18 protein-coding genes and 1 pseudogene are annotated in these 24,377 nt (G+C 59.5%); 8 read left to right on the plus strand and 11 right to left on the minus strand.

All coding sequences use genetic code 11. The features are described from left to right. Positions 1-32 precede the first annotated feature (32 nt). Both ACS5NL_RS07165 and ACS5NL_RS07170 read left to right on the plus strand, forming a co-directional pair. On the plus strand, positions 33-548 hold the full coding sequence (locus tag ACS5NL_RS07165) for a hypothetical protein (RefSeq protein ID WP_439352943.1): 516 nt from the start codon (positions 33-35) through the stop codon (positions 546-548). Positions 549-559: 11 nt separating this feature from the next. Beyond that, positions 560-1,903 (plus strand): hypothetical protein, encoded by a 1,344-nt coding sequence (locus ACS5NL_RS07170; RefSeq protein ID WP_439352944.1) that lies wholly within the window; start codon positions 560-562, stop codon positions 1,901-1,903. Positions 1,904-1,913: 10 nt separating this feature from the next. On the opposite strand, the gene ACS5NL_RS07175 is transcribed toward ACS5NL_RS07170, so the two are convergent. Continuing rightward, positions 1,914-2,876, minus strand: a complete 963-nt coding sequence (locus tag ACS5NL_RS07175; protein ID WP_439352945.1) for an AEC family transporter — start codon at positions 2,874-2,876, stop codon at positions 1,914-1,916. Positions 2,877-2,962: 86 nt separating this feature from the next. Between ACS5NL_RS07175 and ACS5NL_RS07180 the strand changes: the two genes are divergently transcribed. From ACS5NL_RS07180 to ACS5NL_RS07190, 3 genes are read left to right on the plus strand one after another with little or no spacing between them, the layout of a single operon-like run. Continuing rightward, entirely contained in the window at positions 2,963-4,303 is a 1,341-nt protein-coding gene (locus ACS5NL_RS07180) for a fused MFS/spermidine synthase (RefSeq protein WP_439352946.1), read from the plus strand. Between the two features lie 56 nt (positions 4,304-4,359). Continuing rightward, positions 4,360-6,432 (plus strand): ATP-dependent helicase, encoded by a 2,073-nt coding sequence (locus tag ACS5NL_RS07185; protein WP_439352947.1) that lies wholly within the window; start codon positions 4,360-4,362, stop codon positions 6,430-6,432. Next, positions 6,429-6,905 carry a hypothetical protein gene (locus tag ACS5NL_RS07190; protein ID WP_439352948.1) on the plus strand — a complete coding sequence of 159 codons (477 nt, stop codon included), beginning with the start codon at positions 6,429-6,431 and terminating at the stop codon, positions 6,903-6,905. The genes ACS5NL_RS07185 and ACS5NL_RS07190 overlap by 4 nt, the downstream gene beginning before the upstream one ends. Before the next feature lie 64 nt (positions 6,906-6,969). Here ACS5NL_RS07190 and ACS5NL_RS07195 read toward each other — a convergent pair whose 3' ends face one another. Together ACS5NL_RS07195 and ACS5NL_RS07200 are read right to left on the minus strand one after the other, a co-directional pair. Further along, positions 6,970-7,368 carry a hypothetical protein gene (locus ACS5NL_RS07195; RefSeq protein WP_439352949.1) on the minus strand — a complete coding sequence of 133 codons (399 nt, stop codon included), beginning with the start codon at positions 7,366-7,368 and terminating at the stop codon, positions 6,970-6,972. After that, positions 7,358-7,783, minus strand: a complete 426-nt coding sequence (locus ACS5NL_RS07200) for a YkgJ family cysteine cluster protein (protein ID WP_411364812.1) — start codon at positions 7,781-7,783, stop codon at positions 7,358-7,360. Before ACS5NL_RS07200 ends, ACS5NL_RS07195 begins: the two co-directional genes overlap by 11 nt. 12 nt (positions 7,784-7,795) lie before the next feature. Here ACS5NL_RS07200 and ACS5NL_RS07205 point away from each other — a divergent pair, with 12 nt between their 5' ends. After that, a complete protein-coding gene (locus tag ACS5NL_RS07205; RefSeq protein WP_439352974.1) occupies positions 7,796-8,131 on the plus strand; it encodes a hypothetical protein in 336 nt (111 codons plus the stop codon). Here ACS5NL_RS07205 and ACS5NL_RS07210 read toward each other — a convergent pair. From ACS5NL_RS07210 to hsdR, 8 genes and pseudogenes are all read right to left on the minus strand, one after another. Next, positions 8,045-8,284, minus strand: a pseudogene (locus tag ACS5NL_RS07210) (hypothetical protein); the annotation flags it as partial. The gene ACS5NL_RS07205 and the pseudogene ACS5NL_RS07210 sit on opposite strands and share 87 nt — an antisense overlap. Positions 8,285-8,620: 336 nt before the next feature. Beyond that, positions 8,621-10,255, minus strand: a complete 1,635-nt coding sequence (locus ACS5NL_RS07215; protein ID WP_439352950.1) for a patatin-like phospholipase family protein — start codon at positions 10,253-10,255, stop codon at positions 8,621-8,623. Positions 10,256-11,272: 1,017 nt separating this feature from the next. Then, positions 11,273-12,787, minus strand: coding sequence for an NYN domain-containing protein (locus ACS5NL_RS07220; RefSeq protein WP_439352951.1), 1,515 nt, complete (start codon positions 12,785-12,787; stop codon positions 11,273-11,275). A gap of 66 nt (positions 12,788-12,853) precedes the next feature. Continuing rightward, complete coding sequence (locus ACS5NL_RS07225) at positions 12,854-14,701, minus strand: GmrSD restriction endonuclease domain-containing protein (RefSeq protein WP_439352952.1); 1,848 nt, start codon at positions 14,699-14,701, stop codon at positions 12,854-12,856. Continuing rightward, positions 14,698-15,552: a hypothetical protein gene (locus ACS5NL_RS07230; RefSeq protein WP_439352953.1), complete on the minus strand. Its 855-nt coding sequence runs from the start codon at positions 15,550-15,552 to the stop codon at positions 14,698-14,700. The genes ACS5NL_RS07225 and ACS5NL_RS07230 overlap by 4 nt, the downstream gene beginning before the upstream one ends. Before the next feature lie 2 nt (positions 15,553-15,554). Further along, entirely contained in the window at positions 15,555-17,321 is a 1,767-nt protein-coding gene (locus ACS5NL_RS07235) for a restriction endonuclease subunit S (RefSeq protein ID WP_439352954.1), read from the minus strand. Further along, the gene (locus ACS5NL_RS07240) at positions 17,318-18,790 is read right to left on the minus strand and encodes a type I restriction-modification system subunit M (protein ID WP_439352955.1); all 1,473 of its coding nucleotides are present in this window, start codon (positions 18,788-18,790) and stop codon (positions 17,318-17,320) included. The genes ACS5NL_RS07235 and ACS5NL_RS07240 overlap by 4 nt, the downstream gene beginning before the upstream one ends. Before the next feature lie 20 nt (positions 18,791-18,810). Further along, a complete protein-coding gene (hsdR, locus tag ACS5NL_RS07245; protein WP_439352956.1) occupies positions 18,811-21,270 on the minus strand; it encodes an EcoAI/FtnUII family type I restriction enzme subunit R in 2,460 nt (819 codons plus the stop codon). Positions 21,271-21,996: 726 nt separating this feature from the next. Between hsdR and drt2 the strand changes: the two genes are divergently transcribed. Together drt2 and ACS5NL_RS07255 are read left to right on the plus strand one after the other, a co-directional pair. After that, the gene (gene drt2, locus ACS5NL_RS07250; RefSeq protein WP_439352957.1) at positions 21,997-23,286 is read left to right on the plus strand and encodes an antiviral reverse transcriptase Drt2; all 1,290 of its coding nucleotides are present in this window, start codon (positions 21,997-21,999) and stop codon (positions 23,284-23,286) included. Between the two features lie 149 nt (positions 23,287-23,435). Next, positions 23,436-23,726, plus strand: a complete 291-nt coding sequence (locus ACS5NL_RS07255) for a hypothetical protein (RefSeq protein WP_439352958.1) — start codon at positions 23,436-23,438, stop codon at positions 23,724-23,726. Positions 23,727-24,377 lie beyond the last annotated feature (651 nt).

The raw sequence follows: 24,377 nt of genomic DNA on the forward strand, positions 1-24,377 counted from the left end.
CTGAGTCAACACAACCCGGGGAGGAAACCACAATGAAAACGATCCACACCATGTTCGGGCGCCTCTGGCGGCGCTGGCTGGCGATGTCGATGCTGGTCCTGATGACGGCATGTGCGACAGGGCCGAAGCTCGTATCGCATTCGTTCAATTACGACGGCTTCAACGACAAGTGGGCAGACAAGATCGATCTGCTTGCGTACAGCTACGGCGATCAGTACCAAAAGGTCAGAGACAAAGCGGCGCCCGGAGAAAAGCTGGGTGCGCAGGGCATCGTCAACGGCGCCATCCCGGTCGGCGAGTTTCTTTTCGTGCAGTGGCGCATCAAAGCCACTGGCGAAGTCCTTGAGCAACGGGTTGAGCTGCGTGATCGGTTGCCTCGCGACATGACCAACCACGAACTAACCTTCTTAATGGATGGGCGCCAGTTGTATGTGTACGTCGTGACACCAAGACGCAAAAAGTCGGCAGAGGAGTCTCCTGTCCTGAAGACATGGAGATCCGAATTTGCCCAAGCGTATGAGATCTTCCCCAATCTTCGGAAGCCTTGAGGAGAAACGCCATGGGGACTTCGGACGTTCGGCGACTCAACGCGGAAGAGATGGCACAACTGCCGCAGGCCAGAGCGACGATGGAGGACGCAGGCAAATCTGGCGCCTCCAGCCGCTTCAATTTCTTTGCGGCCTTCGACGGCACCAACAATGACCAGAGCAACCTCGAACTGTCTGGCGACAAGCTTCGGACCAACGTCGGCAATCTGGATCAGCAAGCCCAAAGATCGGTAAGCGACACCTTTAAGAGAGCCTACTACCCCGGCGTCGGCACCGGCGGCGACCAGGGCAACTTCGTCAACGCCGGCCCCAACCCGACACCCGCCATCGACGCAGCAGCCGAAAGGGCCTACACCGATTTCAGCGATGCGGCCCAGAAGTACCTGAAAGACAACCCCGGCGCCACCCCCGCCGACCTTGGCGCCTCCGTCACCGGCTTCAGCCGCGGCTGCGCGACGGCCGTGCGCTTCTCGCAACTGGTCAACGACCGCGGCCTGATCGCGCCCGATGGCACCGTGCTCGCCCAACCCGGCACCGTCCCGATCACCGGCATGGCGTTGATGGACCCGGTGGCGACCGGCGTCAAGGGCGAAATGGGCATCCCGCCCAACGTCAAAGGACAGGTGCTGATGGTGCAGGCAGAGCACGAGAGCCGCAGCTGGTTCCGCCCGCTGGACTACAGCGACGACCCGCGCGTGACCACCGTGAAGCACCCGGGCAACCACGTGGGCGTCGGCGGAGGCTACGACCGCAACGGTACCGCCGCCAACGTGCATGAGGGTGTGACGGCCTACTTCCAGCGCCGTGGTGTGCCCCTGGCCGACGTGCCAACCGAGCAGCGCCACAACCCGAACGAGTCGGCCATGATCCGCTCGGAAAACTACCAGACCGCGCGCAACGGCGACGTGCTGACCTATGAGGACGGCAAAAAGCAGCTGCGCTGGCCGGTGGACGACGAGAACAAGCCCCGCATCACGGTCAAGCCCCAGATGTCCGAACAGACGAAGGCGCAGTTGCGCCAGTCCTACACCGAGCTCGCGCCCGGACTGAAGGAGCGCGGGCTGGACAGCGGACAGTGTCTGCAGGTCAGCGCGGCCTGCGTGGCCAAGGCCGCCGAGCACCCGGACTGGGGCGATCCCAAGCGTTACCTGCTCAGCAAGGACGGTGAAAAAGTCGCCGTGCAGCACCACAACGGCCGCTTCGACGAACTGCGCGTGGACAACGCCTTGCAGCACAGCGCGAACACCCACCTGGACCGCGCCCAGGCGCTTGAACAGCACCACTCGGCTCCTGCGGCGCAACAGGTCGCCGAGCGCGCTGCACCGGTGCAGGCCGAATCGGCAATGACCCGCTGACGCAGGCGCGTCAGGTCAGCAGGGAGACGGCGGCCGAGAACGTGACGAAGGCCGCCACGGTGGTCACCAGGATGATGCGGGCGATGCGCCCGTTGTCCGCGCCCAGGCGCTCGGCCAGCAGCGAGACGTTGCTGGCGCTGGGCAGGGCCGCGACCAGCACGACGATGGTCAGTGCGTAGCTGTCCAGCGGCACGCCCAGTTGCCGCGCCGCCGTGCCCACCGCCAGGATCAGCAGCGGATGCAGCAGCAGCTTCATCAGCGCCACCGGCAGGTAGTCGCTCAGCGGCATCGGGTGGCTGGACTGGATCTGCGAACGCGCCAGCACCGCCCCGATGGTGAACAGCGCCACCGGCGAGGCCGCGTCGGCCAGCAGCCAAGCCGTCTTCTCGACCGGTCCGGGCAGGCGGAACTGCCAGTAGGACGCCAGCGCCCCGCCCAGAATCGCCCAGGGCATCGGGTTGGCCGCCACGCCCTTGAGCGCCTTCTTGCCGGCGTCGAGCATGGCTTCGCGCCCATGGCCTTCGCCCTCGTCCAGCCGCGACAGCGCCACGCACAACGAACTCGTGATCACCATGTCCACCAGCATGGTCAGGATGGCCGGCCCCGCCGCGCGCTGCCCGAGCAGCGCCACCAGCAGCGGCACGCCCATGAAGCCAGAGTTGGGAAACGCCGCCACCAGCGCGCCCAGCGAGGCATCGTTCCAGCGGATGCGTTCGTTCATGGTCATCGCGATGGCGAACGCCACCAGGACCAGGCCGCACAGCAGGTACACCCCGACGACCGAGAGGTCCAGCAACTGGGCGATCGGCGTCGTCGAGCCGAAGCGGAACAGCATGCAGGGCAAGGCAAAAAACAGCACAAAGCCGTTGAGCCCCGGAATTGCCTCCAGCGGCAGCATGCGCCGGTGCGCGGCGGCGAAACCGGCGAGCACAAGGGCGAAAAACGGGAAGGTGACGAGCAGGATGTTCAGCACAGGGGGCGATTGTCTCAGGCCGGAGCACCCGTCCCGGACAAGTCAGGCACACTCAACCGCACAAAAACCCACACGCCGCTGTCACCGTGCTGATCTACCTGATCGTCTTCATCGAAGGCTTCTGTTCGCTGGGCGCCGAGGTCATCGCGCTGCGCCGCCTGGTGCCCCACGTGGGCAGCTCCATCCTCGTCACCGCGCCCACCATCGGTTTCTTTCTGCTCGCGCTGGCCATCGGCTACGCCACCGGGGGCAAGGTGGTGGACGGGCACCTGCCCCGGGTGGCCCGCAACTTCCTGCTGGCGGGACTGATTGCGGGAGTGGGTCTGGCCGGTCCGACGGTGAACGCCATGTTCACGCACCTGCAGCCCGCCTTGATGGCCTATCTGGTGTTCGTCGGCACCGTGCTCTGCCCGATCGCCTGGCTGCTGGGCCAGACCGTCCCCATCCTGAGCAACCTGATGAAACACCGCCACGTGGGCGAGGCCAGCGGCATGGCGCTCTATTGGTCCACGCTCGGCTCCTTCCTGGGGGCGGTCTCGCTGTCGGTGCTGGTGATGCAGTGGTTCGGTGTCTCGGTCGCGGTCGCCAGCTGCGCCCTGGGATTGCTGGCGGGCGCCCTGACCCTGGAACACCGGCGCTGGTCGCAGGTGCTGGCTCCACTGGCCGCCGCGGGTCTGGTGCTCTGGGCCAACCACACCCCCATCGCCGCCGCCGACACGGCCTACGCCGACTACCAGGTCAGGCCGCTGGACCTGCCGGGCCAGATCCAGCCCCGGCTGTTCATGTCCAACGGCTCCCGCTCCTCACAGGTCGACGACAGCACACCGCCCCACACCCACCGCTACATCCGCGCGTTGCGGCAGACCCTGCTGGACGAACTCCAGCTGCGCGACAAGGACATCCTCGTGCTCGGCGCCGGCGGCTTCACCCTGTCGCACCAGGAACCGCTGAACCGCTACACCTACGTCGACATCGACCCCGCGATCCGGTCCATCGCCGAACAGCATTTCCTGCTCGGCCCGGTGCACGGCGAGTTCATCGCCGAGGACGCTCGCCACTTTGTCTCGACCACCGAGCGGCGTTTCGACGCCGTGGTGGTCGATGTCTACAGCGACCGCGCCGCCATTCCGAGCCACCTGGTCACCCGGGAGTTCTGGCAAGCCTCGCGGCGCGTGATGCGCCCTTCGGGGATGCTGATGGCCAACCTGATCCTGGACAGCCGGCTGGCCTCCCCCTACGCGCGCCACGTGCTGGACACCATCGAAAGCGTCTACGGCCGTTGCGGCACCGAGGTCTTGCAGAAAGCCCTGGCGCAGGCCAACGTGATCGTTACCTGCCACGCCGGCGGGCAGCCCGCCGCCCGAGGCATCTACACCGACGAACACAACCCGGCCGACCTGGAGAAACACGGCCTGCGCACGCCCTGAGCGCAGGGGCCCCGCTCCCGTATGATTCGCCGCTTCGCCCCGCCAGCCCCGCCCCCATGTCGTCCTCCGCCGGTCCCGGCCTCAACCTTGCCCAGCTGGATGCCGTGAACCACCTGGGCGGTCCGTGCCTGGTGCTGGCAGGCGCCGGTTCGGGCAAGACGCGGGTGATCACGCACAAGATCGGGCGCCTGATCCAGGCCGGTCTGGCGGCCGACCGCATCGCCGCCATCACCTTCACCAACAAGGCCGCCGCCGAAATGCGCGAGCGCGCCGCCCAGCTGGTCGGCCGCGATGCACGCAAAGTGCTGATCTGCACCTTCCATGCGCTGGGCGTGCGCCTGCTGCGCGAGGACGGCCAGGTGCTGGGCCTCAAACAGCAGTTCTCCATCCTCGACACCGACGACATCACCAGCCTGCTCAAGGACTGCGGCGGCACCACCGACGCCAACACCGCGCGCGGCTGGCAGTGGGCCATCAGCGCCTGGAAGAGCGCTGGCCTCACCTCGGTCGAGGCCCTGAAGCTGGCCAAGGACGAGAACGAACGCGTGACCGCGACCATCATGGCGCGCTACGAAGAGCGCCTGACGGCCTACCAGAGCGTGGATTTCGACGACCTGATCAGCCTGCCGCTCAAGCTGCTCGGGCAGCACGAAGAGGTGCGCGAGAAGTGGCAGAAGAAGCTGGGCCACGTGCTGGTCGACGAATACCAGGACACCAACGCCACGCAGTACGAACTGCTCAAGCTGCTGGTGGGCGAGCGCGCGCGCTTCACCGCCGTGGGCGACGACGACCAGTCCATCTACGGCTGGCGCGGCGCCACGCTGGACAACCTCAAGAAGCTGCCGATCGATTTCCCGCAGCTGCGCGTGATCAAGCTGGAGCAGAACTACCGCTCGACCAGCGCCATCCTGCGCGCCGCCAACAACGTCATCGGTCCCAACCCCAAGCTGTTTCCCAAGACGCTGTGGAGCGACCTGGGCGAAGGCGAGCCGGTGCGGGTGGTCGACGCCGACAACGAGGAGCACGAGGCCGAGCGCGCGGTGGCACGCATCCAGAGCCTGCGCGCGAACTCGACGCACAAGGAGTGGCGCGACTTCGCGATCCTCTACCGCGCCAACCACATGGCTCGCTCGTTCGAGCAGTCGCTGCGCCGCGCGCAGATTCCGTACAAGGTCTCGGGCGGCCAGAGCTTCTTCGACAAGGCCGAGATCCGCGACCTCTGCGCCTGGTTGCGCCTGCTGGTCAACAACAACGACGATCCGGCCTTCCTGCGCTCGGCCACCACGCCCAAGCGCGGCATCGGCCACACCACACTGGGGCAGCTCGGCGTGTTCGCCACGCAATACAAGCTCAGCCTGTTCGACGCCCTGTTCTCGCACTCGCTGCCCAGCGCGGTCAACAGCCGCGCCATCCACACGCTGCACGAGTTCGGCCGCGCGGTGAACGACCTCGAATACCGCGCCCGCCACACCATCGGCCACGAGGCCGCGCGCAGCTTCCTGACCGACTGGCTCAAGGACATCGCCTACGAGCAGCACCTCTACGACAGTGAAGAAAACGAGAAGATCGCTGCCGCGCGCTGGACCAACGTGGTGGATTTCTGCGATTGGGTCGCCGGGCGCTGTGGCGGCAAGATGGAAGACGACGGCGGCGTGCAGGTGGAGACCGAACGCAAGTCGCTGCTCGAAGTCGTGCAGACCATCGCGCTGATCTCCACCCTGTCCGACCGCGAGCAGGACCAGAACGTGGTCACGCTCTCGACGCTGCACGCGTCCAAGGGCCTGGAGTGGCCGCACGTGACGCTGGTCGGTGTCAACGAAGGCCTGCTGCCCTTCAAGACCGACGACGCCGACAGCGACCTCAGCGCCGAGTTGCTGGCGCTGCGCGTGCAGGAAGAGCGGCGCCTGATGTACGTGGGCATCACGCGCGCACAGCGCACGCTGGCGGTGAGCTGGCTCAAGCGCCGCAAGAAGGGCCGCGAGAGCGTGCCCGGCACGCCCAGCCGCTTCATCAAGGAAATGGCGCTGGACCAGGCCACAGTGAAGGAAGACCCGCGCGAGAAGCTGCGCGCGCTGCGGGCCGAGTTCGCCCAACGCGCCGCCAACGCACCCAAGCCGGAGACGCCATGAGACCGTCGGCCCTGGTTCTCGTCCTGGCCCTTCCTTTCGCCCTTGCATCGGCCGCCGCACAGACGGCGAGCACGCCACCGGCCCCGTGTGCCGCGGCCGACGACCTCGCCCCGGCCGACCTGTTCGGCCTGTGGCAGCTCAGCCTGTGGCCGGAAGGGGCCAAGGACGCCGAGCCCGTGTCGACCGGAGCCGTGATGTTCGGCCCGCACCCCGACTACGAAGGCAGTGTGCGCGGCCGCCTGCGCCGCTCCGGACCGGGCGCCGATCTGGAGGCGCAGGTGTCCGGCGACGTGACCGACGGCGAGTTCAACCTCGACGAGTCGGGCGACGGCCACACCATGGACGCGGTCTGGACCGGCCAGCCGACCGATTGCGGCCGGTCCATCCGGGGCCTGCGCCGCCCCGCCGAAGGTCGCCCCGCGAGCGACCCGGTGCTTCAGTTTCTGTTGCAGAGAAGCACCTCACGGCGCTAAGTAGCGGTCATCGACCACCATCGGACGGCAGCACCCGGAAGCTGCGGTTCGCCGCGTCAGCGCTTCAGGGCTGCGCGTCCTCGATCCATTCCGCACGGAGCTCGCGGATGCGCTGGTCTTCGTAGTAGCCGCCGTATTCGGTGTAGCGCAGGAACGGCCTCGCGCAGGCCTTGCAGGCCCAGACCTCGCAGCGGTTGTAGGGGAAGAAGGCCGGTGCGATCGGTGCGTCGACCGACCAGCCGTGGGTGCCGCGCGGGTGGTGCTCCAGGAGAGTGGCTTCTTCGGCATCTTCGCCGCGCAAAGTACCCACGCACTGCAGCGTCGACAGATCGAACGTCGAGGGCACCGACTCCCACCCGGGACACACCAGCGGCGCACACGCCGCGCAGTCCGGGCGCCTCTCCACCGTCGCCAGCCCCACCAGATCGGCGGCCGACCACAGGGGCAGAGGATCAGCGCTCATGCAGAGGACCAGACCCCGCGGTGCGCTTGGCGCCGTAAGGGCAGTGGTTCGGGCGCGGGCTGACCAGCGGGTGCTTGCGGCAGGTGTCGGGCCGCTGCTCGTACACCGTGCAGCGGCGCGTCTTCGCGTCCAGAAAGTGGCAGTCGCCACTGGCGCGCCGCGCGATGGTGAATACCTCGCGCTTGAAATTGAAGTGGTCGATCAGCCCGGCCTTCTCCAGCCGCTTGGCGATCTGCTTGGGCGCCTCGTGCTCCACCTCGAACGGATCGACGAGGCCCAGCCGCACGAGATCCGGCAGCCGCACTTCCAGCGGCATGGTGCAGCAGTTGGCGACGCAGGAATCACACAGCCCGGCGCGGTAGCGCGTCCAGGTTTCGGTGCGGTCGACGTCGACGATGTGGATCGAGGATCTCACGGCAGAGAGGTGGTGAAGCCACAAAGCAAAACGCCCAGCAGGGCTGGGCGTTTTGGGATTTGGTGGCCTGGGACCCCACCTCAAGATCGTCCAGAGATCAAGAAACAAGCCCCAAGAAAAAACATCAAAAACGCAGTTACTGCAGGAGTTACTGCACGAAAAATTGATAAGAAAAACGTCCTCGAACCACCGACAAAATACCCAAAAGAACAGGTGTCGGAACAAACATCGAAGACCCACATCACCTGTCAGGTGTTGGCTTTAAACAACACATTCAACAGCTTCATGCTGACGTTTGACTGGGAGGTTGCCGGTAGTAACCTGCCTCAGCTTATGCCGACAGGATGAATCAAAGGGTGAGCGCCGCAAACGGCTGTTGAACCAGGACACCGACCCCAAGGTTGCCAGCCCCACCGTTTCTCGGGTTGCCCAGGACGGGCGATGAATCACTTCGGCCTTGTTCAGCCTATTGAGCGTCTCGGCCAAGGCGTTATCGTAGCTTTTGTAGCCAAGTACCCAGAGCTTGCTGGCATTCGGCCTTGAAAACCGATCAGCCACCACCAACAGACACAGTAGACCAGCGTCCCTGAGGGATGCGTACCAGCTCTCCACGGCGTCTGCCCCATCGAGTCGACCGTCGAGCCTGTAAATGACTAGTAAACCGTCCTGAAGTACGCGCACCAGCGCAACAAAGCTCAGTACATGCGTGAGCTGTGCACTGAGCTAGCGGCGCCCAAAACGCGCCTATCCGACAGAACGGCAACACTCTTGCCTCCGTCGGAAATCAGATTTTCTTGATGTAGTCCACGGATGTAAAAATTGAATGGTTGATGTTAGTCACTTCGGGACCTGGATGTCAAGCGCGAAAAGCCCCTGAACATTCTCCCCTTCCACCACATGGGTATCAAACCCCTTTAGCGTTGGAATATCGGCAGGAAAGTTTGTATCTTTAGGATAGTACTCACAGGCTTTTGCAGCACGATTTGTACGCCTGGGTTTAATTGTTACATGCCCCATTTTCTCCGGGGTATCGATAATCAACCGAACCTTCCCTATCGACCCAAGGACTCTATTCGGATCAACCCCAAACTCATCCTTCCCCTCAGAATTTAGCCTATTTAGCAGCCCCCGCCCCACCTCCGTCTGCACCAATCGATACCTAGCTCCTTTTTTCAGCGCCGGCGTAAAAAACACAGCCACAAATCTAGCGGATGGATCAAGAGGACTAATTGCAGGGATGCGCGTATGTCGGACAAATTCACCCGAAGCAACTTCAGTAACCTTGAAGTCCGGCTCTGCTGTAAGTTGATTCTCCACACCGTCAGCAACTCCCAGCCAATAGCAATACAAAGGGTCATCACCAGGCTCAAACTCAATCGAATAGCACAACTCATCTTGGCGATCTTCATTCAATAATCCACCAAGAGTTATGCGCAACTCCGCATGATGAAAGTGAAAGAGTTGATCTTGAAACTGCGCCTCAATAGCCGTCCAAACTCCGGACATCAACGCCTTAGCCACAGCGTTCTCAGTTTGCCATGGATGGAGTGCAGTTACAGAAAATGCAATTGCATTCTGCGTACGTTTAGAAATGATATCCGCATGCAACTTGGCAAACCACAATTTTGCATCAGATTTAATTCTGTCGTACTCACCCGATGCTATCGCCTCCAGAGCAGCCTCAAAATTAAATGTAGAAATCGGAGTGTCAACAAAATAAGTGTTTGGAACGATGGTCGCCGACTTCTTACTTGACACATCAATAGCAGCATCGAGCAGCGCCAATGAAAACCCTTTAAAGTCCTCAGGGTTGGCATTGGCACCAACCTTTGGCACAAATGATATACATACAGGAGTCACATCAAGAAGAGAGTGATCTAACCTAGAGGCAGGAAGATTGTCGCCAATTCCACCATCAACAATTACTGGGCTACCGCCTCCACTCCACTTCCTCAACAAATAAGGCAACCCAGCAGAATCGATTAGCGTAGTAACAACGGGATCATTCTGCCGGCTCTCTTCAGAACTCTTATTCCTCAAGTTAGTACTAATGACGGAGACATCTATGCCCTTGATTTTTCGCAAATCGTCAAATGTATGAACTGGCAAACGACAGCGAGCAAAGATGGAATCCAAGTACTCATGTATCACCTTACTATCCCAAACAGGCTGAGGCTTCATCAAGAGCCTAGCCAAGCTCAATGCCTTGGGCATAAAGAACGATGCCTTCGGCATCTGAAAACTGGACAACAGTTTGGCCAGTCGTCCACCAGCCCACTCCTTGGTAATAGAAGGGATACCCACATCACTTGCAAATATCGCACCCGCAATTGCCCCCGCAGAAGTCCCTACTATGCGCGAAACAGAAATCTTGTCTCCAAGTTCATCAAGCGCTTCTAAGACAGCCATGATCGCCACTATTCTGGCCCCGCCCCCTTGAATAGCCAGCTGAATCTCAATTTTTTCGTTCATTTTCAGTCCAACATTAATACCAATATTCAAAGAAACGAATGCGACAAGACGGACAACAGGTCAAAGCCTTTCAAAGCCATGTGCTCTTATTGCGAAGCCCTGTTCTCTTACAGTCAAACACCCCAATAAGACTCGGGACGCAAGAACGCCTTACTCAAAATTTCAAAAACTCATCACATGATCCGGCCCAAAGCCTTCAAAATATAACCTCATGCATCTTGCTGCATCAAGATCCGCACGGCATTAGCTCAAAGAACCTGTTTTGCGGGCGCGTTTCCTCCACTGCGAAGCCGTGAATATAAAAAATGTCACGATGACACTACGCATAGATTTAAACCCCCTTTTTCGGCGATAAATTTTTACGCGAGCTCTATTAGCGACTGATTTCATCACTGCCTAGCGTAAATACCACTCAAAAGAGTGTCAAGTAAATTCCGCACTTCTCAACCGAAAGTGACACTAGGAAATTCGGCTTTCGTTTACGACTTCACGGACTCCAGAAACAGTGTACGAGATTGGCGACTATTTCGGCCAAGTTCTGTTGAGGCAAAGGCAGCCTTGATGTTACTGGTGGCTTCACGATCATAATAAGTGCTCTGCTCTACCCATATTTGACGGGGACTCTCGAAAAACGACCACGTTGGTTGTGAACCAGTGTGCTGTATGAGTTGCCCATGAGCAGACCCCGGGATATGCAGTACAACGCTTCGTTGAAAAACAGTTTCGTACGACTTTTTTCGGTCCCTCGCATAGCCATCGCATCTTCAACAACGAACCACCTAAAGGCATCCATTTGCTGGCGCGCAGCCTATCCTGCCGTCATCCCTATCTCCCACTCCTCAATTACCTCCGACGGGGTCGGACCGTCCGACCCCTGTCAGCTGCGACTGGGAGTGCGGCCAGTCAGCAGGTCGATGCAAGTGCCCCCAGGTCAGGGAGTGCCCTGTAGATCGGCCCAATTTGTCAAGCTGCTTGACAACTCCTCTGCTGAAGAAGCGCACGCCCAATGCGGCAGACTCAGATCCCCGTACCCGAACTCCATTCACGGAGCGCAGCCTCAGCGGCCTCATCCAAGGCAATCTGTTCACCCGCACAGATCACACGCATGCTTTCGATGAAGCGGCTGCTCAACGCCGGGACGTTGTCGTTACCCGTGCTGAACTCATGGCCCGCAATCAGAATGCCCTTGAGCACATAGCTGACATCTGCGCGGCTGACACCCAGGCCGGCCTCACGGCAACGATCACGCACTCGCTTGCCGGTGTCCGACAAGGCAAACGGTTGATTGGCCACCTCAGTGACCAGCGCGCCAAGCAGCCCCTGCATCTCACGGGGAGCAATCAGCGGCATGCCTGTGGCAATGTGGATTTGCTGGATGGCTGGGTACAGTTGCGCCTGCTTTCCCCAGTCCTGTGTGCGGTTGGCTGACGGCTTCTCGGGTGCCGTCACAACCGCTGGCGCTTGTGGATCTCGGACTTGACCGCCATCGTTCTCCCAGCTCAACTCAAGACGACCCAGATCCAGTGCCTCTAGAAACTTCCGGAACGAACCCTTTCCACCCCAGTCCGCCGCCAGTGCGCTGTACCTATCCACAATCATCTGGGCCAGCCGGGCGCAAGAGACCGGGCGCCCGGCCTGAGCCAACTCGGTCTGGATAAGACGAGCCACCTCGACGAACAGAGTGTCGAGCGGAACAGGCTTGACCGACGGCTCCTGCACTGGCGCGCTCGCTGCGTGACGCGCGGGATCGAGCACTGTTCCAGTTTCCCAGTTCACCCGGAGCTTCGGCATTTGCAATGCCTCCACCAGCTTCCTGAAGCCGCTGTACCCCGCCCAGTCGGCGGCATCCAGACCGTCCACCTCCTTGAGCGCCTTACTGGCCAGCCAGGCAAGAGAAACTGGCTTGGAAGACTCCGCGACGTAGCGCGCGATGAGCGACTTGACATCTTTGGTGATGTCCGCGGCTGAACGACTTACCGCAACAGTGGCCGGTACCGGGGCGGGTTCTGGGTCTGCAAACCCCAACCCAAAACGGATGAAGTCGTCCTGGTCGATGAGCAGGTCGGCAGAGGCCTGGTAGGCTGCTGAAGGAAAGCCCACGGCCAGTACCGTTGTGCGCCTGTCCGAGCGCCGCAGTTTCCGCAGGAGCGGCGTGAAGTCCGCGTCTGCAGAGAACACGATGAACTCGTCGTAGTGCACCTCGTGCTGCAACAGGTCCACGACATCCAGCACCATGTGGATGTCCGTACTGGTCTTGCCTTCGCTCGTCATGGGCGGGCAATCGATGATCTCGAAACCGGCCCGGTTGAACGCCGGTCGAAAGCGCTGATAGGCCTGCGGGTTCAGGTAGCACCGGCGCACCAGCAGGCGCCGCTTCGCTCCGTCTGGAGCGTGCGGAGGAGCCATCAGCGAATCGGTCAGCCAGCGCATCCAGTTGATGGGCTGGAAGGCAAAACGCTCAGCGACCGCTGGGTCAAGGCGGCGAAGGGCTGAATAGACGTTGTCGAAGTCGACGAACAGTGCGCTTTTCATTTTTGAAACTCAGGAAGGTCCGCGTAGGCCACCGCGTATGTATCGTTGGGGATGTCGCCCGGGATGTCAGCTTTGCTCTGCGGTTTCGTCCTCGTCCTCGTCCGCGTTGGCATTGACATCAACCTCAACCCATGACTCGGGTGCTTTTCCCATGGCGCTCTTGATCAGGTCCAACAGCGCCGCCTTTCGGGCTTCGTAGAAGCGGTCAAAGTCATCGCTACGCATCGCTTGGGCGTCAATGCAATGGGTGGCCAGTAGCGCATCCATGGCATCGTCTGGCAGCTGCACCTGCTTGTGCGACTGAAGCTTTCCCAGATACATCGATGGGGCGACTCCGCCGATCATCCGGTTCGCCTTGTAGGAGATGGGCGTCTTGTTCACGATCGCGTTGTAGCGCGCACGCGGAATGGTCTTCTTCTCGCACCAGTCCTGCGGAAAGATGTGGTGGATATCCAGCGCAATGTCTTCCTGGTCCAGCTCCTGAATCTTGCCTTTCCAGAAAAAGTCCGCAGCTCCCTCCCGCACCACCAGCATGTTGATGCCCTTGTACGCTGCGCTCAGTCGCGAGCTGATGCGGTCGAGCCGGTCGGGGTTGAAGGTCGCGTCCATCACCGTCCGTGGCACTTCAGTGTCATCGTCAACCCAGGCCAACAACTCCTCCACGTCGTTGGCAATGCGTGTCTCCACCGCGCCGCCGTACAGCTCGCCCAACACGCCGCACCAATACCAGCGCGACAGCTTCTCGTTGATCTTCGGCTCCAGCCAGCGCTCTTTCAACACCGCCAACACGGCGGCCAGCGGCGCCAACTGGGTCCTGTAGGGCAGTTCGCGTGGATCTCGAACTTGCTCTCTTCGCAGAAACTTTGCCGCCAGCATGAAGCCCTGCTCGACCGGGGTGGCCCACTTTTGGAAGTCGGCCAGTTCCAGGACAAGAATGGATGCTCGTTTGGCGCTGACCGGAGTCACCTGTTTGTCGCGTTTGCCGGCAGCAAGATCGGCGTGGCGCCTTTCCAGTGTGTGGAGCATCGTCACCGCCTGAAGGAAGTCCGTGGTCTCCACTTGCTGCAAAACGGGCTCTTTGCACAGCCTCTCTTTGCGAGACTGAACGTTGCGCAACTTGCTGCCGAACCAGTCGTCGCGAAGGTTGTATCCATCCGCTGCATAGGTCGCCGTCATCAGCTCAAACACATTTAGCGGCACGCCGCCAGTGTTCACCTTTTCGAAGACCAGGCACACCGCCTCTTTCGAAGTCGATTTGTGCAACTGGATCACCGGCAACTGGTAGTTGCGAAACGCGCCCAGAACCTCTTTGCGAAACATCATGTATTGGGCGAAGTGCTCCGGCGCGTGCTCCTGCAACGCTTCCTCCCAAGCATCCGAGTTCAATATCTGATCGCAAGGGAAATAGAGCTGCTGACACTCCTTCTGCGGGCTGCTCAAGTCCAGCTTGATGTCTTTGCCAAAGTTGGTGCGTAAGACCCTGTCCGACTCAACGGCCAGAACCGCGTCGTCCAGCCTTTCACCGCCCTCCAACGCCGTCGGGATGTGCCAGTAATAGTGGCGCTCGATCGGTTTGCCTTTTTCCGTGCGGGTCTTCACTGCCGACTTAAGCGCCAGTACTTGGGTCATCGTGGTTAGTCGCTGCTGACCATCCAGAATCAACAAATCGGCGTGTGCATCGGCTGCCAGTGGTACACCCTCAACAGGCCGAAGCTGGAAGCGGGCTTCCCCACCCGTTTCCAGCAACATCACCGCACCCACCGGAAACGACCTCGCCACACTCACCAGCAGGCTGCGGATGTGGTCGTCATCCCAGACCCAGCCCCGCTGAAAATCAGGCAGCTGAATCTTGCCTTTGACGATGTCCGCCAGAATGTCCGGCAGAAGGCGCTTGGTGCTGTCGAAGGTGCTCATGTCGTTTCTTTTCGGATAGCTTCGGAAATTTGTGCCGCATCGGCATTCGGAGGAGTCAGGCTTTTGCTGCCAGGCAACCAGCCTTCCGCGTCCTTCCACACGGCTTGCCGCCATGGCGTATCGGTACCTGACAAGGGTGTGATCAGGTCGTCGGGGTGCCACAGGCGCTGGCGCTTCTGGGCGACTGCGGGAGCCAGCCTTTTGCCTTCTTCCAGCTGCAGCAGCAATGGCAATGGAACATCCTGCCCGATCACCATCACGCCCAACGACTGGGCCACCGCGACCGCGGCCACCATGTTGGATACACAGGGTGAGTGGTCCCAGCGCCACCCTTCGGAAAGCAACCAGTAGCGCGACAGTTCGGAACCGTCCAGCCCATCGCTGATCTCTTCATAAACTAGGCACAAAGGGCCATCGGCCTCGGGACCAACCGGTGAACCCGCGGCCTTCCACACCAGCAAGATGGGACGGACGTTCGGTGCAATCCGCTGGCGTTCCAGCAGCCAGTCACGGTAGAGTGCCGGCTGCTTGTATTTGTCCACCCTCAGGTGGGGTTGCGGGCTTACGCCGTCCAACCAGGCGCGGTTGATCGCCAAATTGCCTGAAGCCCAGTCCAGTAGCTCAGGCGTGACCTTGTCTTTCAGCTTGTCTGGTGTCGAGAACGCGGCGTTGGGCAGCTTCAGCTCGGGGGGCAGGAGGCGGGTGATCTGCTGGCGGGCGATGCCGTAGGCCTCGAAGGTCTCGATGAGGCGCTGGGCTTGTGCGCGGGCCGGGTCCAGGCGGTCGCGCAGCAGGTTCCACCCTTTACCCAGCAGACCCAGCACCCCGGTGGCTTCGCCGACGAACGACATGCTTAGGTCACCTCGTCGATCAAAGCTTCGGCCAGGTGGGCTTGGGTAGTTTGGCTGGCGGTTATACGCTGGCGCAGTTCGGCGCAGTGGCGGCGCAGCAAGCCTACGCGGGCAACGATGCGTGCTTGCTCTGCGGGGGGTGGAACTGGCGTAATCGCTTGACGAATCAATCCAACATTCAGAGTCGGTTGTGCCAACGTTCGCGTATCGCCGACAAAGCTCTGTTGCATGAACTCTGTCTGCAGCAAGAAGAGAACGAACTCCCTTAAGCCGCTATCAGCCGGAACAATGCGACAGATGGCACGTGCAATGTTTGCTCCCGCCCAAGTCGGAGGAGCAACACCCAGCTTGCCAATGCTGCCAACAACTCCCATCAATATCTCGCCGCCTTCCAGCCGAGTTCTCTGAAACTGGCTGTCGATGTCGCGACCAATGGACTTTTCTGGCATGGGCGCAGGATTGTCGATAGACAGATCCGCGATACGGACAAACGGCACACCTTCTTCAACATCAGGCCCTGGTACCAGCACACCGTAAGCGATTGGCTTGAGGGGGTGTATCAACTCGTCGAATCGCACCCAGGACCACCCTTTCGGAAGGGCAAACGGCACATTCTCTATCGCTACCGGCTCCATCGGTTTGTCCCGCTTGTTCTTGCCGTCCGCGATCAGGCGATCTTTCTCGGCGCGAATCTTCTTCAGCAGTTCGCCGGCAGGTTCGTCCTTGGGGTTCTGGGGCACGAGCAGGCCGCGCACGGCCAGTTGCAGGATGGTTTGCTCCAGGGCGTCGATGGCTTCGGGGCGGTCGAGCAGGAGGTCAAAGTGGGTGGCGACGCGTTGCCAGTTGTCTGCCAGTTCTTCGGGCGAGGTGCTGGCGGTCAGTGCGCCCAGCAGGGTTTGCACGAGCTGGGCGTGTTGCGCGGCTTCGAGCTGGCCCTTGGTTTCGAGGGCGTCGCACAGGCGCATGAGTTCTTCGACGCGGGTGACGATGCGGGTTTGTTCGTTAGCGGGCGGCAGCGGTAGCAAAGCGATGTTCGCTCTCGAAATGGTCAACGTATCTACCGTCGTACCCATGCTGTGTTCATGTATCCCGTCAATCCACAACGGCGATCGCATAAGCCAGGTCAACCACTGCGCATTTAGGTGACCATAGTTCTTGAAAATCAGGACGCTTGCATCTTTGAAATAGAACCGGTCTGACGGACGAACCACATACGGAATCCCGATGGTTCCTACACCGGTGATCATGATGTCATTCTCTTCAGGAACCCAACCACTCAGTGTCAGTGAAGCGAATAGCTCCTCAGAAATGAAGAGTTCGTTTGATACATAACCATCCTTGGAAAGTTTGACGATCTCTCTCGCCCGATAGAAGGGCACGCCGCATTCTTTCCAATCGCTCTGATGGACCCGGCTACTCGATCCAACGAGACCGATTTCGCCGAGTTGCACCCATTCCCAACCTCGCGGCAACGCGAATGGTGGTTCCTTCTCCGCGATCTCTACTGGCGGCTTTTCGCGCTTGATCTTGCCCTCGGCAATGAGCCGGTCTTTCTCCGCCCGAATCTTTTTTAGCAGCTCACTCGCGGGGTCATCTTGCTGATCTTGCGGCACCAGCTTGCCCTGCACCGCCTGCGTCAAGATCAGCTCGCGCAGCCGCGCCACACCGCCGGGCGCGGTGGCCAGCAGGTCGAACTGCTGCACCAGTGGCGGCTGCAGGGCGCTGATGTACCTCGCGCTGGGTTCGCGGGCTTCCATCACCGCACTCATGCGCGGGCTCCGCTCAGCGATTCGGCCAGGATGGCCTTGAGTTGGTCGCGCAGGCCCTGCGCTTCGGCTTGCAGGCTGGCGTAGCGGCGCAACAGCTCGTCTGGATCGTGGCTTTCCTGCTCGGCAGCGTGCGGGTTCTTCTGGTCGAGGTTGAAGTTGGCGGCCTTGATCTGGTCGATGCTCACCTTCCAGGCGCGCTCGTTCTCCACCCGCTCGGCAAAGCCATCGGCCTCGCTGCCCCACCAGGCTTTCTCAAAGTCGAATTCTTCGATGCGGATGGGCTTGGTCTTGTTGTAGCTCTTCACGCCTTCGGGGTAGGGGTGCTCGTAGTACCAGATGTGCTGCGTGGGCTGGCCCTTGGTGAAGAACAGCAGGTTGGTCTTGATGCCGGTGTAGGGGGCGAACACGCCGTTGGGCAGGCGGACGATGGTGTGCAGGTTGCACTCGGTCAGCAACTGTTCCTTGATGCGGGTTTTGACGCCTTCGCCAAACAGCGTGCCGTCGGGCAGCACCAGGGCGGCGCGACCGTTGACCTTGAGGATGTGTTTGATGAGCACCAGGAACAGGTCGGCGGTTTCTTTGGTGCGCACATCGGCCGGGAAGCCTTGTTCAATACCTGGCTCTTCAATGCCGCCGAAGGGCGGGTTGGTCAGCACCACGTCCACCCGGTCGGCCTGGGTGACTTCGCGCAGCGGACGGGCGAGCGTGTTGTCGTGCCGGATGTTGCTGGGTATTTCGATGCCGTGGAGCATGAGGTTGGTCACGCACAGCATGTGGGGCAGCTGCTTCTTCTCGACACCGCGAATGCTCTTCTGGAGCACCGTTTCGTCTTCGGTGGTCTTGACCTGTTTGCGCAGGTGCTCGATGGAGCACACCAGGAAGCCGCCGGTGCCGGTGGCGGGGTCGAGCACGGTTTCGCCGAGCTGGGGGTTGAGCATGTCCACCATGAACTGGGTGACGGCGCGTGGCGTGTAGAACTCGCCCGCGTTGCCAGCGCTTTGCAGGTCTTTGAGGATCTTCTCGTAGAGATCGTTGAACTGGTGGCGCTCGCTCTGGCGGTTGAAGTCGATGGTGTTGAGCTTGTTGATCACCTGGCGCAGCAGCTGGCCACTCTTCATGTAGTTGTAGGCGTCTTCAAAGACGCCGCGCACCACGTAGCCGCGCGGGTTGCGCACCGGGTCGGCGGGCAGGTTCTTGAGGGTGACGAACAGCTCGGTGTTGACGAAGTCTTGCAGGTCGTCGCCGGTCATGCCCTCGGGGTCGGCAGCCCAGTTGCGCCAGCGCATGCTTTCGGGGATGGGGCTCTTGTAGGTATCCCGGGTGAGTTCCAGCTCTTCTTCGAGCGCGTCAAACACTTTGAGGAAAAGCAACCAGGTGAGTTGCGAGATGCGCTGGGCATCGCCATCCACGCCAGAGTCCTGGCGCATGATGTCTTGGATGGATTTGATGACGGGGGAGAGATTGGACATGCGTTCGGGGGTTCAGGGAATCAGGGAGCCGCGGGCGAGTACAGCTCGCGCTCCAGGGTGTTCAGGGCTTTCAGGTACTGCGGCCGGCCGCCGAAACTTTTGACCAGTTCGGCAGCCAGGCCGAGCTGGTTGATCGGTGGCAGGCTGAGGACATTGTTGGCTTCCAGCGTGGTGATGCCTTCGTCGGCGTACTTGTCGAGCAGGGCTTCGATCACCTGGCGCGCCATGGAGCCGTACTGGGTGAAGACGTTGCGCTTCTTGACGCGGTTGGCCCGCTCGCGCCGGGTGAGCGGCGGCTTGTTGTAGGCCACGTGCAGCAACAGGTCAAACGGGTCGAGGTCTTTCAGACCAGTGTGGGCGACTTCTTCGGCCAGCGCTTCGATCAGTACGCCTTGGCGCTCCAGTTCTTCGATGAGCGCGGCCTTTCGGTCGGCGTCGTTCCAGGCTTGCAGGAACTTGTCGAGCGAGTCGTATTGGCGGGTGAGGTTGATGCGGGTGTAGTCGCGCAGGCTCTCGGTGATGAGCTTTCCGTCGGCGTTGAGGTATTGCACCCGCTCACGGGCGACGGAGACAGTGACCATGCCGCCGACAATGTACTTCTTGGGCTCTCCGATTCCCCCTTCGCCGGGGCCGTCAATGATCGGGCCGAGGGGGGGCAGACCTTCGCCCGGTGGCTGGGGCGCACCTGGATCTTCGACCACTGGTGGCTCGATGGGGTCGCCTTCGCCGGGCTCGTAGATCTGCACCGGGTCACCGTCGAAGGCGGGGTCGGCGAACAGCTCTGTGGCGCGCTTGAAGTCCATGATGGTGAACCAGCTCTTGCCCAGGTCTTCGCGCAGGCGGGTGCCGCGGCCGATGATCTGCTTAAACAGCGTCATCGAGCGAATGTTTTGGTCCAGCACGATGAGCTTGCAGGTTTGTGCGTCCACCCCGGTGCTCATGAGCTTGGAGGTGGTGGCGATCACAGGGTAGGTCTTTTCGGGGTCGATGAAGTTGTCGAGCTCGCGCTTGCCTTCCTGGTTGTCGCCGGTGATCTGCACCACGTATTTGGGCTGGGTGGCGCAGATGTCGGCGTTGGCATTGGCCAGGGCCTGGCGCATGCGGGCGGCGTGGTCGATGTCTTCGCAGAAGACGATGGTCTTGGCGTTGCGGTCTGTGGCCTTGAGGTATTCGTTGATCTTCGCAGCCACGGCTTCATCGCGTTTTTCCAGCACGAGCTTGCGGTTCATGTCGGCGCCGGTGTAGACCCGGTCTTCGATCAGGTTGCCCGCCTTGTCGGTCATGCCCTCGGTGGGGCGCCAGCCGAAGGTGTCGCGATCCAAGTCGATTCGGATGACTTTGTAGGGCGCGAGGTAACCGTCTTCGATGCCCTGTTTGAGGCTGTAGGTGTAGACCGGTTCGCCGAAGTAGTGGATGTTGGACGCTGTGTCGGTTTCCTTGGGCGTGGCGGTCAGGCCGATCTGGGTGGCGTTGCCGAAGTAGGTGAGGATGTCGCGCCAGGCGGAATCTTCGGCGGCGCTGCCGCGGTGGCACTCGTCAACTACGATGAGGTCGAAGAAGTCGGGGGAGAACTGCTTGTAGATGTTGCTTTCCTCTTCCGTGCCGGTGACGGCCTGGTAGAGCGACAGGTAGATCTCGTAGCTTTTGTCGACCTGCTTGGTGGTCTTGTTGACCGCCAGTTCCACGTCGTCAACTGTGACCGTGCCTTGCGCATCGATCCGCTCCACGCCCTTGGCGTTCGGACTGAGTTTGGCCATGGCGCCCTTGAAGGGGCGGAAGTCGTTGACCATGGTCTGGTCGATCAGGATGTTGCGGTCGGCCAAGAACAGGATGCGCTTCTTGGCACCGCTCTTCCAAAGGCGCCAGATGATCTGGAAGGCGGTGTAGGTCTTGCCGGTGCCAGTGGCCATGACCAGCAGCACACGGTTCTGCCCACCGGCGATGGCCTCGACCGTGCGGTTGATGGCGTTGAGCTGGTAGTAGCGCGGGGTCTTGCTGGGGGAGTAGTCGAACCCGGCAATCCGCTCGACTTCGGGCGTCCAACCTTTCCAAACGCAATAGCGCCGCCAGAGCTCGGTCGGGCTAGGAAACTCTGCCAACGAAATGGTCTGCTCCAGCACACCGGTGGCCATCGTGGCGTCGCGGAAGACGAAGCCGTCGCCATTGGATGAGAAGCTAAAAGGGACGCCCAGCAGGTCGGCGTAGTTGATGGCCTGGGCCATGCCGGCGCCCACAGCTTGGCTGTTGTCTTTGGCCTCGACCACGGCCAAGGGGATATTGAGCTTGTGGAAGAGCGCGTAGTCGGCACGCAGCACTGTGGTCTTGTCCCGATACGCCTTCTGGCCGCGAACGACCACGCGGCCCGCCCGCAAGGGGAACTCGCGGTAGATCTGGTCCATGCCATTCCAGCCAGCGGTCTCCATGGCCGGGCGGATGAACTTGTCGCAGATGTCGCTCTCGGAGAGATTCTTCTTGTCCATCGGGCTCCCTGGGCTCGAATCGAAATGGTGTGTGTCTCGGGCATGGCCTCTGTCGACACAAATCATTATCGACTAGCCCTGTGATGGACTTCGCAGGGCGAGAGCACGGATGCAGCAGAAATTGAAGTGCTAGCCACCGGAACCTGTCGGCCTACGTGCGACATAAGAGGAAGGCTACGCTATGGGCGGCGCCCGCCTACCTTGACAGGCTCAGTACGGCCTACTGCGATTGGAAACGATGGCAGACATATTTCAAGACGAAGGTTGGCATCGAATGTCACAGACCATGATGCTCACGGTCTTGGCATCTATTGGCCAAACAGTTTTTATTGTTCGAAGATCGAGATAGCGAATAAACACTGCACCGCAGGATCGCAGCTATGTCGGCATGAACTAACTCTAGCGACCTGAAAAAAATAGTCCGCAAAATGGATGCCGGGATAGTCTCCTTCTTCCTAGGGCATGTTAAGCTGCGGACGCCTCGGCTAATTGGAGCCGAGGGTATGTCACAGGATGTCAAGCCACCCGGCCCAGCCGGAACAACTTGACAGCTGCACTTGGATATTTAACCTCATGGTGACCTCCAGGAAAGTGTACGACATTGCTAACACGCGTGGCTACGCTGTGCATTTTGCATCGCTAAATGGTGATGAGTTGTCACTTGGTTAAGCCGGGGTGGGTGTTGTAGATTGCCACGGTCTCATCCCTCCCCGGTTTTGCTACCGTATGACCAACAAGAACGAAGATCCGCCTTCCTGGTATCGGCTACGCCGGTACTTGCATTTTGACGAACCTCTTAGTCTTCAAAAGGCACAACAATTGGTCACCGATCCCAAAGCGGTGAGTCGGCATGCATTTTGGCCGCTCATTCGGTTCAGGATCGAAACCGCCAAGGTCCGACAAGATAAGACCACAGGCAAGATAGAAACCAAAGAGAAGCTACGAGAAATTTCGTATGCAGCTCATTCCGATTCGCAGATCTTCAGCTATTACTGCCAATCACTGTCGGCAATTTATGAAGAAAAGGTCGCCGAGCGTCAACTTGTCGACTCAGTCTTGGCATTTCGATCTCTCGGCAAGAACAACATTCACTTTGCGAAACGGGCATTCGACGATATCAAAGCGAGGGGTGATTGCACCGCCGTTGCTTTCGATATCACAAAGTTTTTTGATACGATCTCGCACCGGCTTTTAAAGCAGCGCTGGAAAGAACTTCTTGGCGTTGCGGAACTGTCCCCCGATCACTATGCAGTGTTTAAGGCTGTCACAAAGTTCTCTGTTGTTGACCGCGATAAGGGCTTTGCCGCCCTCGACGTTTCAGTTCACAATCCTCGAAGCGGCGGGAGAAGACGTCTTTGTACTCCGAGCGAGTATCGAGAACGGATCCGCGACGCCAATTTGATCGAGACCAACTCCAGTGGAATAGGAATACCGCAGGGGACAGCCATTAGTGCACTGCTCTCCAACATTTACATGCTTGAATTCGATAGCGCGGCATTAAGCTTTGTAACCTCATACGGCGGTACATACATGCGCTATTGTGACGATATGCTTTTCTTGATGCCCCTGGGTATGAGAGATTCAACTGAGGCATTTCTACTGAATGAGTTGAAAAAACTTGAAGTCAGTATCAATGTAGATAAAACAGATGCCTGTGACTTCATCAACAAGGATGGGCTTCAGGTGTCGGATCGCCCACTTCAATACCTCGGATTTATGTTCGATGGCCAACGTATCGTAATCCGGTCCGCAGCATTCGCGAAGTTCTCAAACCGCATGAAGCGTGGTGTCTCACTGGCCAAGCAGACTATGCGTAGAAAAAACACACTTCGAAATCGCCTCGGAGTGCCAGAGCGAAAACTCTACCTAAAGAAGCTGCTTACGCGTTACTCGCACGTGGGAAAGCGAAATTTCCTCCGCTATGGATACAGCGCCGCTGACTTAATGGATTCGAGCGCAATCCGCAAGCAGTTGCGCCCGTTATGGCCTAGACTTCATGACGAAATTAATAAGTAGGGGATAGATTGGAGGCCTGGATCAGGTTAATCCCATCTAGCAAATGGTAATGAGACCAACTTGATTGACGTTAAATAAACCAAGTGTGAAGTTATTCAGTTCACCAAAAAGATAGGCAGCTTAGAACTTGGCTCAGACTTACCCTATCGATGCTGAAATTCGACCTCTGTTTCCATTTGAGAATGGCGGTACAGGTCTACTGCTTAAGCCAAGTCCTTCGCCGTCCAACTTGGCCTTTTGCTAAGATCCTCGCGTTCCGCCCTAGGCTCAAACATCTTTTCTATAGCCTTTTGGCCCTGTCGCGAGTGGCGAATAAGGAATTCGCCCTCTCCAGCATCAATTTCCGCCTTAGCTATTGGGAAAAGAGCGTCGAGTTTCACTTTTTGTTCCACGTCGCCCTGAAAGATTTGAAGGGCGTTCGCTATCATGAACAAAGATGACTGACCTGGAAAAGCACACGCCATGGCCACATGGACATCATTCAGAGAGATTGGCTTTCTAGTTATTAACATGACCAGATGTGAAACATACCCAACAGTTATTTCGTTGATGTGAATGGGTACACCCTCTTGGGTGAGTGTGTCAATCTGGGGGCGGAGAAAAGCATGCACCCTCTGCCCTGTCTCGAATCGAGTTGCATTTGTGTCGTCAGACCTACGAAAGAGCGAGGAGAGCGTGTCGAGTATTCCCATATATTTCCCTTTAAATGATCAGTGTTTCGGATAGATATCAACTGTACGTCTGACGTATTCTATCTTGTACTCATAATTTATCTCCGATCCGGTATTTGTCGAGAATTTCAGACTGAACATCTTGTTAATTTTCGTCGCTTTTCCATAAAATCTTGACACCTACATTCTTGCTATAGCAGCAGGATGGGAAATTCATACGACATCACAAAGCGGTCACTCGGTGGTCGAAATGAAACGGTTGTATCCAAACAACCCGGGCATTTGTCCATTCCTGTTTAGTCGACCCTGAAGAATCCGTGGAACCCGCATGAATGCTGGCTTTGTGGGTGATGCCGGGGTCTCAGAACTCCCAGTTTGATTTCCAATAGGGGCTGTTTTCTGGGAGTTCTGCCGTGCTGT

The sequence above is a fragment of the Hydrogenophaga sedimenti genome (genome assembly GCF_051857515.1).
Lineage (GTDB): Bacteria > Pseudomonadota > Gammaproteobacteria > Burkholderiales > Burkholderiaceae_C > Hydrogenophaga.

Coding starts and splice junctions, on each gene's coding strand:
- ACS5NL_RS07230 (WP_439352953.1), bottom strand. CDS start 15,552: ATGTCGTTCGTCGGCGAAGCCACCGGGGTGCTGGGTCTGCTGGGTAAA.
- ACS5NL_RS07255 (WP_439352958.1), top strand. CDS start 23,436: ATGCTGAAATTCGACCTCTGTTTCCATTTGAGAATGGCGGTACAGGTC.
- ACS5NL_RS07240 (WP_439352955.1), bottom strand. CDS start 18,790: ATGTCCAATCTCTCCCCCGTCATCAAATCCATCCAAGACATCATGCGC.
- ACS5NL_RS07165 (WP_439352943.1), top strand. CDS start 33: ATGAAAACGATCCACACCATGTTCGGGCGCCTCTGGCGGCGCTGGCTG.
- ACS5NL_RS07220 (WP_439352951.1), bottom strand. CDS start 12,787: ATGAAAAGCGCACTGTTCGTCGACTTCGACAACGTCTATTCAGCCCTT.
- ACS5NL_RS07195 (WP_439352949.1), bottom strand. CDS start 7,368: ATGAGCGCTGATCCTCTGCCCCTGTGGTCGGCCGCCGATCTGGTGGGG.
- ACS5NL_RS07225 (WP_439352952.1), bottom strand. CDS start 14,701: ATGAGCACCTTCGACAGCACCAAGCGCCTTCTGCCGGACATTCTGGCG.
- hsdR (WP_439352956.1), bottom strand. CDS start 21,270: ATGGACAAGAAGAATCTCTCCGAGAGCGACATCTGCGACAAGTTCATC.
- ACS5NL_RS07185 (WP_439352947.1), top strand. CDS start 4,360: ATGTCGTCCTCCGCCGGTCCCGGCCTCAACCTTGCCCAGCTGGATGCC.
- ACS5NL_RS07190 (WP_439352948.1), top strand. CDS start 6,429: ATGAGACCGTCGGCCCTGGTTCTCGTCCTGGCCCTTCCTTTCGCCCTT.
- ACS5NL_RS07235 (WP_439352954.1), bottom strand. CDS start 17,321: ATGAGTGCGGTGATGGAAGCCCGCGAACCCAGCGCGAGGTACATCAGC.
- ACS5NL_RS07215 (WP_439352950.1), bottom strand. CDS start 10,255: ATGAACGAAAAAATTGAGATTCAGCTGGCTATTCAAGGGGGCGGGGCC.
- drt2 (WP_439352957.1), top strand. CDS start 21,997: ATGACCAACAAGAACGAAGATCCGCCTTCCTGGTATCGGCTACGCCGG.
- ACS5NL_RS07170 (WP_439352944.1), top strand. CDS start 560: ATGGGGACTTCGGACGTTCGGCGACTCAACGCGGAAGAGATGGCACAA.